Origin of the sequence: Leptolyngbya sp. FACHB-36, assembly GCF_014695955.1 — a bacterium.
In the GTDB taxonomy this organism is placed as follows: Bacteria; Cyanobacteriota; Cyanobacteriia; order Leptolyngbyales; family Leptolyngbyaceae; genus FACHB-36.
In genome coordinates this window covers 1-8,200 of the sequence record NZ_JACJPG010000336.1, presented here as the reverse complement: position 1 = coordinate 8,200, position 8,200 = coordinate 1, and the positions used below count along the sequence as shown (strand labels likewise).

Below are 8,200 nucleotides of genomic sequence, written 5' to 3'. Positions count from 1 at the left end.
GATCGCCCGGTTTCAGCCCAAGTTCTGCGGCTCTACCACCCCGCAACTCAATCACCTGATCGATCGGAACACTGGGACCGTACGTTGGGCAGGGGTCCGTCTGGCATGGGGCGGCATTACTGGCAATAAACTCAACGCGTCCGTTTCGCAGGAAGATCATGTCTAACGGAATCGAAACGTTCTTCATCCAAAAGCCTACGCGCCGAGCTGGCTTAAATGGAAATAGCATTCCGCGATCGGCAGCTAGGCTGGTGCGGTACATTAGCCCGATCGCTTGCTGCTCGGGTGTGCGGGCAACCTCCAACCGAATCGTTTGATTCGCAATTTTGACCTGAGCCGAGATGGGTAAGGTTTGACCCAAATTTACTTCCATAGGACTCGGCGACGGAGACGGCTGGGAGGGTTCGTTAGATGCGCCAAGGGGAGACGCACAACCAATCAAAAACGCGCTCAGCGCTAGCAGAATCGGCAGGCAAATTCGCTTCATTACTTCCTTCCTCTAAGCCTCTCGCAGTACGTAGCCAACGCCGCGCACTGTCTGAATCAGCCGCTTTTCGCCTTCATCCTCAATCTTCAGCCGCAGATAGCGAATGTACACTTCAATGACGTTCGACTCGCCCACGAAATCGTAGCCCCAGACGTTCTCCAAAATCTGTTCCCGCGTCAGAACTTCGCGAGGATGCTCCATCAGATATTTGAGCAGGTCGTACTCCTTCATTGTCAGATCAATGACGCGCCCATTGCGCAGTGCACGCCGAGTCGTCAGATCCAGCACCAGATCGCCAAACCGCAGTTTCTCTGAGCTGGACGTGTCGGGTTGCAAATACAACCGCACCAAATTTAGAAACTCCTCAGTGCGGTACGGCTTCAGGAAATAATCGTCTGCCCCTGCTTCTAAGCAGGCAACACGATCGTCCACCGTATCCCGTGCCATTAGCATCAAGACAGGAACGCGATTGCCCAAGGATCGTAGCCGACTACACAGCCACAGCCCCGACTCCCCGCTCAACATTCGATCAACCACAATGAGCGCAGGCTGATGCTCGGTTGCCTGTCGTAGACCACTTGTTGCATCCTGCGCCACGACCGCGTCGTAGCCAGATTCCTTCAGGTCGAGGCTGACATGACTTGCAAGTGCCTCATCGGGTTCAACAAGCAGCACGCAGGGACTGGAATCAGAAGACACATTCATGGAGCTGAGGGGTGTTAGCGCTTCCTCATTCTACGGCAGTTCCACTGAAGTCGGTTTGGCAATGTGGGGCAGTCCCCAGCCCAGCTTTTCGCGCAGGACGTGGAAGAACTCCGGGGATTGCAGCCGGATAAACCGGGCTGGAAACGGCGATCGCTGAATTTTAACTTGGTCTTCAGGCAGCACGTAGCAGCCGCCGTTGCCATCTACAATCATCACGAGTCGATTAGGATTCGCAGGAAAAATCGTCACAGGTTGCGTGTTTGAGAAGACCAAGGCGCGAGAGGCGAGCGAATGCGGACAAATTGGCACAAGTTGCAGCACTGGAATTCCGGGTGTGACGACCGGACCCCCTGCCGAGAGGGAGTAGGCAGTGGAGCCAGTAGGCGTCGAGACAATTAGCCCATCAGCAGCAATATCTACTGGAGCATGATGCCCGATCTGCACTTCAAAGTGGCACATGCTAGTTAGCGGCTCTCGATGAATCACCATTTCGTTCAAACAGAGCGCTTCCCACAGCAGTGTCTGATCGCGGACCACCTGCACCGCTAACATCGTGCGCTCTTCAATCTCGTAGCGATTTTCTAGCACGGCGTCGATCGCCTGCGGCAGTTGATTCAGGTAGGCTTCTGTCAGAAACCCCATGTGTCCGGTATTAATCGTCAACAGCGGAATTCCATAGGGCGCGACTTGGCGGAAGGCAGACAGCACCGTCCCATCACCACCAAGGACAATAGCAAACGTCATGTCCTCATCGAATCCAGGTGGATTAAGCCGATCGATCGGCGTGTGGCAAACAGGGCTCTCTGGGCTGGAATAGCCTAGAATGCCGCCAATACCTGTGGCAAGGCGAACATCCCAGCCGCTTGCCAACAGCCGGTCTTTCAGCTCTTGGGCGGTCCGACAGGCAACAGGCTTAACGTCGTTGTAAATAATGCCAGCTTTGGGCACGGTAGAAGAGGGGCTAAGGGATAGAGTGGCTCAGAATCGGGGGTAGGTGCGTTTCTTGTCCGATTGTTTCTTTGCCTTGGGTTGTTCGTATTCTAATTCCTTAAGCTTCTTCAGAATCCGACCAAAATAGTCTTGCATGTAGTCTTCTAGCGTTGTGGTTTCACTAGAGTCGATGCCAAACACGCGGTACGTCTCGTCCATTGAAGCGGTCAACGGCTTACCGGAAGCCACAACCTCTGCGAAGGCGAGGCGATCGGACACGTTCCAAGTCCATTCAAAGAACCGCGTCGTTCGTCGCACAGCCCGTAGCAGACCGATCGGCATTCGGGACACACGCGCCGTTCGACCCGACAGTCGCTCACACAGTCGAATAATCTCGTAAGCGCCCCAAGCGCGGGACCCAACCACTGGAAACGATCGTCGCTCGGTTTCTGGCACTGTCAGAGCACGAACGGCAAATTTAGCGATGTCTTGCGTATCCATGTAAGCTGTGGGCGACGTATCTCCCATCACCCAAACCGATTGATTCTCCAAAATGGGAATGGCGTACTGACCAATTAAGCCTTGCAGGAAGCCGCAGGAGCGCAAAATTGTGTAGTTTAACCCCGACTCTGCCAGGAATTGCTCGACGCAGTGCTTAATTTCCATCAGCGGCACGTCGGGATATTTCTCGGCATCCAGAATCGAGAAAAAGATGAAACGATCGACGTTTGCTAGCTTTGCCGCTTGAATCAAATTTACGTTGCCCTGCCAATCAACTTGCTGAATGCTAAGGGAATCCGTAGCGCGAGTCGTGGCAGCGTTAATTACTCCTGTGACGCCTTCAAGAGCGGGCGCTAACGTCTCTGGCTTACAAAGGTCGCCCGGCACCAGTTCTGCTCCCCACTCCTTCAGAAAAGCGGCTTTCTTGAAGCTACGAACGAGACAGCGGACGGTGTGTCCCTCATCCAGCGCACGGCGCGTTATCTGCCTTCCTAACGTTCCAGTAGCACCGACAACTAGTATGTTCATGAGGGATTAACGGCGAATTCGTAACTTTTTGTAAGATTTTATCAGAAATTGCGGCGAATAACGTTTGAAAACTTAAGAGAACGGTGTTGAGGCTGTTAGAGCGAAGCCTTTCCTCGGTTCTTAAAGTGCCCTCGTTCCTGCTCTCACACACCATCCAACAAAGCGGTTCAATCGCTTTTCAAAATAAAAACCAGCGCTTTGGAACCTGCTGCGCTAGTGTGAAAGTAGTTTGAACTTTTGAGCATTCTTTGCGATCGCCATGTCAAACCTCACACCTGCCTCCAGCCGTACAGAATCATCCGCGAATGAAACGGTTGTGGAGGATTTGAACTGCACGGCTCAACACCCCGTCGATCTGACAAGCGTGCGCCAATTGCACCGCGACATTCTTAGTGTTGAGAAGTCCCAGCATATGGCAGAGTTTTTCAGCTTGCTGGGCGATGCTAACCGGCTCCGAATTCTGTCAGCGCTTGCAATTCAGGAGCTTTGCGTGTGTGATCTGGCTGCCGCTGTCAAAATGAGTGAATCAGCCGTTTCGCACCAGCTTCGGGCACTGCGAGCAATGCGACTAGTTAGCTACCGGAAACAGGGGCGTAACGTGTTCTACTGCCTCAAAGACAGCCACGTGCTTAACTTGTACCAAGAAGTCGCAGAGCACTTGGATGAGGTAGATGATTAAAGCGGTCAAGTAGGTATTAGCGATTGGTTGTGGCTCTGTTCGATCGCCATGAGCCGAACAAGCGCTAATACCAGTGACTCTCTAGATGACAACTCCACTCAGCTATTCTTCGCCACCCTGTAGCCGCAGCAGCAAAAAGCCTAAGCCTAGACCGACCAGAATGAGCGTAAAGGACAAAAGAGCAGCGTTAAGGAATTCAGCGGACATGTGTGAGATCTCCCGTACGATCGCGGAATGTCTTACATTGATTCGATCATGGACTCGATTGTGGCAACTCGCCGCGCTCTAGCACTGGTCAACCTCAATGCAGCAGTCGCTATATGAAGAAATATTCTAAACCAGATTGGTAACACTTCCGGTGAATTGATTATGTCTAACCGAATGAACTCGCGTCCCGCACTAGCAATTCCGATCGGTGACCCCGCTGGAATCGGTCCTGAAGTGGTCTTAAAAGCATTGTCGGATCCCGCGCTGATAAACGATTGTGAGCTTACGGTCGTTGGACGCCGATCGTGCCTTGAGCAAGCGTACCAGCAGCTGCGGTCTGTTCAACCCGATGCACCTCTGGCGCATCCCGATCAATTGGCAATTCTAGAGGTTGGGCTAGATGCCACAGTTGAGCAGCAGATCACGATCGGACAGGGCAATGCTGCTAGTGGAGAAGCAAGTTTTCGCTATCTAGAAACGGCAATAACGCACGCACTCTCCGGTCGTTTTCACGGAATTGTGACAGCACCGATCGCGAAATCTGCTTGGAAAGCCGCTGGACATGAGTATCCTGGGCAAACCGAACTGCTAGCAGAGCGCTCAGGCGTTGAGCGATTTGGCATGCTATTCGTGGCGCGATCGCCCCACACGGGTTGGACGCTGCGGACGCTACTGGCAACGACTCACATTCCGCTGCGCCGCGTTGCTGAAGTGCTGACGCCCGACTTACTCAGCCTCAAGCTGAATTTGCTGCTGGACTGCTTGTGCCAGGACTTTGGCTTAGAGACGCCGCACATCGCGATTGCGGGACTCAATCCTCACAGCGGTGAGCAGGGGCAACTGGGGCGGGAAGAGCAGGAGTGGCTGATTCCGTGGCTGAGTGAGCAACGCGATCGGCTCCCTCACATTCGACTGGAGGGTCCCGTTCCTCCAGATACGCTCTGGGTGAAGCCAGGACAAGCCTGGTTTGGCAATGAAACCGCTCAGTCTACTTCGACTGCTGACGCCTATCTGGCGCTTTATCATGACCAAGGTCTAATTCCTGTGAAGCTGATGGCGTTTGACTGTGCCGTCAACACCTCGATCGGGCTACCGTTTGTCCGCACTTCTCCCGATCATGGCACTGCATTTGACATTGCCGGAAAGGGAATTGCGGATGCTGCCAGCCTAAAAGCAGCGTTACAGTTAGCAGTAGATCTTTGTCGGCAACGGAACGTTCATCGCGCAGCTAAGCAGAGTCTTGTTGGAAAATAAATGCTCAAGCTCTCCATAAAACCTGCCTTTAGGCAGAGGCAATACAGAGATATCGCTGCATTTTAGTCAAGGTTTAATAACTTTGTTAACTTTTCTTAACAGACTTTAACGGGTTTTAGCGCGAGAATAGAGACAGTTTCAGTATACCTGGCTACAAATTAATCCGAGCAATACAGTGAGCCGGTCTACATTTTGTCTTTCGTCGTTGTGTTCACGGCTAACGATCGCAAAACTTCTACAAGCTTGATTCGCTAGAAAGCACATGAGGGTGACCATGCTTCAATCCATTCAATATTCTTTAGATGTTATTCAAGACGAGGCGCGCCACCTCGTCCAGAGAGGAATTGTCAGCCGTAACCAGCCAATCTACACCCTTTGTCAATTTATTCCCCCGCGCGATTGGGTCTGCATCGAGGGCGAGTTAGAGCGCTGCAATTTTCTGCTGCGCGATCGCATCGGGGACTTGATGGGTCGCGAAGAGTGGGAAAACGATTAGCCGTAGCGTATTAGCCTCAGTCAGGCTTGCTTACTGTGACGATGAATCCTGATTTCTGAGCCGTTCTAGCTCAGCTCGAATTGCCGCAATCTGCGCCGTGAGTTCCTGAAGCTCTAGTTGAACATCAGGCGGTGCTGTTGGCGCTGTTGTTCCACTAGGAGGGCTAGCGGCAGTAGTTGAAGACGGCTGTTGGCTGACTAAGCTATCCACGAAGCTGCGGGCTTCTTGCTCCGTTTGGAAGCCTTTCGCTGCCCAATCCTCAGATAGCTGGCTCCACTCCTGACTGAGTTTCGCTAAATTCTCTTGACGTTTTTCAGGGTCCTGTAGGACTTCAATCAGAGAGGTAGTCGCACCGAGCGTGACGCGAAACCCTTTTTGCAGCATATCAACGACGATATCGGAGTTCATTCGGCAGTTCCTCTAAAACGAGATTAAGCAATTTGGTCTAGGTACTGGTTGAGGTCTTCTACAACGCGGCTTAGTTCGGCTTCGGTTGTCAAGCGAATGCGATCGTCCCGCAGCGTGATCAGCACCTTCGCGGCAAACGGGGACGACCAAATGTTTGGATTGCAAAAGATTTCCAAAAACACGTCGCCCGTGTAGCGATATTCCATGGGTTGCTGAGGTGTCGCCCGACTGCCCGGTGTAGATTTTGTGGTTGCCGTTGTTTTGAGGCTATTCATTAAAACAGCGATCGCGGCTTGAAGTTCGCGGGCAGCTTGGGCAGGGAAGCTAAATGAAACTGACCCCTCGACTAAATTCAGCGTAAGTTGAGATGAAGACATGCGCGGTTAATCAAACCTTTTGTAGTCCTATGGTACTGGTTAAGTAGGGCAACATGAATACGTTGCAAGGAGCTAATCTCTAGTAGCTCCCTGGCTGCTCAGTTTAGCTGCTTAATTTAATTGCGGAGCGTTCAAAGATATTTACTGCCGCAGAGGGCCGGTGGAGCATTCCGCTTTACACTAATGAGCGTGAATGGTGATTCATGGTTCAGAAGTTGTGGTCACGGATAATCGCGCTCAAGTCCGCAAAGTTCTGTTTATTACCTTAGTGCTCAATCTGTTTGTGATGAGCTTGAAGGCAAGTGTAGGATGGGCGACTGGCTCTCTTAGTCTACTTGCCGACGCCATGCATAGCGTTACCGACAGTGCGAACAACGTGTTGGGTCTTGTAGCAAGCCGATTCTCTTCTCCTCAGCCCGATCGCGACCACCCCTACGGGCACCAAAAGTTTGAAGCAGTCGGGGCTTTGGGAATCGCTGCGTTTTTAGGCATTGCCTGTTTTGAAATTCTTCAAGGGGCGATCGAGCGGTTGCTCAACCCTAGTCCAACTCTGGTAACAATTACGGCTCCAGAACTGTGGCTGCTGCTAATTGTGCTGGGAGTGAACATCTTCGTCACGTTTTATGAGCGCCATGTGGGTCAGCGAATCGGCAGCGCGATTTTGATTGCAGATGCCCAGCACACCATGAGCGATGTCTGGGTGACGATTAGCGTTTTAGCGGGTTTAGTCGGCATTTGGATCTGGGGCGTTCAATGGCTAGATGTGGTGCTAGCATTTCCAGTTGCCCTGATGGTGTTTCAAAGTGGATGGTCGGTCATTCGAGCCAACTTGCCATGGCTGGTAGACGAGATGGCGATCGCTCCGGAAGCGATTCACGCGATCGCGATGCAGGTGCCAGGAGTGCTTAACTGCCATGATATTGCTTCACGTGGAATCGTTGGGCGGCAAACCTTCATTGAGATGCACCTGATTGTGGGTGTAGGCGATGTAGAAACGGCGCATCGCATCACTGAAGACGTTGAAGCCCGACTAGAGGAGCGATTTGGTCCTGCGCGGGTGCTAATTCATGTAGAGCCGCCTGCTTATAGTTCTAACCACATCAGCTACGAGGTCACCGAGGAACACCGCTAACTTACACATAAAAAAACCCCTGGGAGAACCCGGGGTTAAAGGAGTCATCAGCTCTTCGCATTAAGAAGGTAAAAGAAATTTGTCCAGTTTGGTTCCACCCAGAGAAAGAGAGCACGGCACTATTTCAATAGCAATTGTTATTAACAACACAATGCCAGTAGGTAGTCACACTGGATACCAAAATCAACCGCTTCATAGGTTCTCGTTTAGCTTGCCGAGATCCTAAGCTAGGATAAAGAAAAGTAAAGCGTTTAACGTTCAGAGTGAATCTTATGGCCCTGTTTGGATTTGGTAAAAAGTTGAATCTGCCAACGCCTGAAGAGGCATTGCCGGGGCGCTCCACTCCAATCGCAGTGCCCAATCGTCACTTTGTCAATGACAATCCGTTGAAGCCGCCTTATCCCGATGGCTTAGAGCTAGCACTGTTTGGATTGGGCTGCTTCTGGGGCGCAGAGCGGAAGTTTTGGCAGCAACCTGGTGTTTTTTCGACAGCAGT

Annotated in this window: 12 protein-coding genes; 5 read left to right on the top strand and 7 right to left on the bottom strand. The window is 52.0% G+C overall.

Annotation, left to right across the window (positions count from 1 at the left end):
* The 4 genes from H6F43_RS09620 to H6F43_RS09605 form a co-directional block, all read right to left on the bottom strand.
* Positions 1-487 (bottom strand): DUF192 domain-containing protein (locus H6F43_RS09620; protein WP_190342566.1); only part of this gene is annotated, 487 nt, incomplete at its 3' end.
* A gap of 12 nt (positions 488-499) precedes the next feature.
* Positions 500-1,192 (bottom strand): response regulator transcription factor NblR, encoded by a 693-nt coding sequence (nblR, locus tag H6F43_RS09615; protein ID WP_190342565.1) that lies wholly within the window; start codon positions 1,190-1,192, stop codon positions 500-502.
* Between the two features lie 30 nt (positions 1,193-1,222).
* Positions 1,223-2,140 (bottom strand): NAD(+) kinase, encoded by a 918-nt coding sequence (locus H6F43_RS09610; protein ID WP_190342564.1) that lies wholly within the window; start codon positions 2,138-2,140, stop codon positions 1,223-1,225.
* Positions 2,141-2,170: 30 nt separating this feature from the next.
* Entirely contained in the window at positions 2,171-3,151 is a 981-nt protein-coding gene (locus H6F43_RS09605; RefSeq protein WP_190342563.1) for an SDR family oxidoreductase, read from the bottom strand.
* A 259-nt stretch (positions 3,152-3,410) separates the two neighbouring features.
* On the opposite strand from H6F43_RS09605, the gene H6F43_RS09600 reads away from it, so the two are divergent.
* Positions 3,411-3,830, top strand: a complete 420-nt coding sequence (locus H6F43_RS09600) for a metalloregulator ArsR/SmtB family transcription factor (RefSeq protein WP_190342562.1) — start codon at positions 3,411-3,413, stop codon at positions 3,828-3,830.
* 102 nt (positions 3,831-3,932) lie between these two features.
* Here the strand turns inward: H6F43_RS09600 and H6F43_RS09595 are convergent, their stop codons facing one another.
* Positions 3,933-4,037 carry a PetM family cytochrome b6-f complex subunit 7 gene (locus H6F43_RS09595; protein ID WP_190342561.1) on the bottom strand — a complete coding sequence of 35 codons (105 nt, stop codon included), beginning with the start codon at positions 4,035-4,037 and terminating at the stop codon, positions 3,933-3,935.
* Between the two features lie 162 nt (positions 4,038-4,199).
* On the opposite strand from H6F43_RS09595, the gene pdxA reads away from it, so the two are divergent.
* On the top strand, positions 4,200-5,291 hold the full coding sequence (gene pdxA, locus H6F43_RS09590) for a 4-hydroxythreonine-4-phosphate dehydrogenase PdxA (protein ID WP_242025465.1): 1,092 nt from the start codon (positions 4,200-4,202) through the stop codon (positions 5,289-5,291).
* 274 nt (positions 5,292-5,565) lie between these two features.
* Complete coding sequence (locus tag H6F43_RS09585; RefSeq protein ID WP_190342560.1) at positions 5,566-5,787, top strand: DUF4327 family protein; 222 nt, start codon at positions 5,566-5,568, stop codon at positions 5,785-5,787.
* A 30-nt stretch (positions 5,788-5,817) separates the two neighbouring features.
* Here the strand turns inward: H6F43_RS09585 and H6F43_RS09580 are convergent, their stop codons facing one another.
* Both H6F43_RS09580 and H6F43_RS09575 read right to left on the bottom strand, forming a co-directional pair.
* Entirely contained in the window at positions 5,818-6,195 is a 378-nt protein-coding gene (locus H6F43_RS09580; RefSeq protein WP_190342559.1) for a hypothetical protein, read from the bottom strand.
* Positions 6,196-6,218: 23 nt separating this feature from the next.
* On the bottom strand, positions 6,219-6,572 hold the full coding sequence (locus H6F43_RS09575; RefSeq protein ID WP_190342558.1) for a hypothetical protein: 354 nt from the start codon (positions 6,570-6,572) through the stop codon (positions 6,219-6,221).
* A gap of 217 nt (positions 6,573-6,789) precedes the next feature.
* Between H6F43_RS09575 and H6F43_RS09570 the strand changes: the two genes are divergently transcribed.
* Entirely contained in the window at positions 6,790-7,704 is a 915-nt protein-coding gene (locus tag H6F43_RS09570; protein WP_190342568.1) for a cation diffusion facilitator family transporter, read from the top strand.
* Between the two features lie 272 nt (positions 7,705-7,976).
* On the top strand, positions 7,977-8,200 hold a 224-nt coding region (locus H6F43_RS09565), incomplete at its 3' end, for a peptide-methionine (S)-S-oxide reductase (RefSeq protein WP_190342567.1).

Coding starts and splice junctions, on each gene's coding strand:
- H6F43_RS09580 (WP_190342559.1), bottom strand. CDS start 6,195: ATGAACTCCGATATCGTCGTTGATATGCTGCAAAAAGGGTTTCGCGTC.
- pdxA (WP_242025465.1), top strand. CDS start 4,200: ATGTCTAACCGAATGAACTCGCGTCCCGCACTAGCAATTCCGATCGGT.
- H6F43_RS09585 (WP_190342560.1), top strand. CDS start 5,566: ATGCTTCAATCCATTCAATATTCTTTAGATGTTATTCAAGACGAGGCG.
- nblR (WP_190342565.1), bottom strand. CDS start 1,192: ATGAATGTGTCTTCTGATTCCAGTCCCTGCGTGCTGCTTGTTGAACCC.
- H6F43_RS09575 (WP_190342558.1), bottom strand. CDS start 6,572: ATGTCTTCATCTCAACTTACGCTGAATTTAGTCGAGGGGTCAGTTTCA.
- H6F43_RS09600 (WP_190342562.1), top strand. CDS start 3,411: ATGTCAAACCTCACACCTGCCTCCAGCCGTACAGAATCATCCGCGAAT.
- H6F43_RS09595 (WP_190342561.1), bottom strand. CDS start 4,037: ATGTCCGCTGAATTCCTTAACGCTGCTCTTTTGTCCTTTACGCTCATT.
- H6F43_RS09605 (WP_190342563.1), bottom strand. CDS start 3,151: ATGAACATACTAGTTGTCGGTGCTACTGGAACGTTAGGAAGGCAGATA.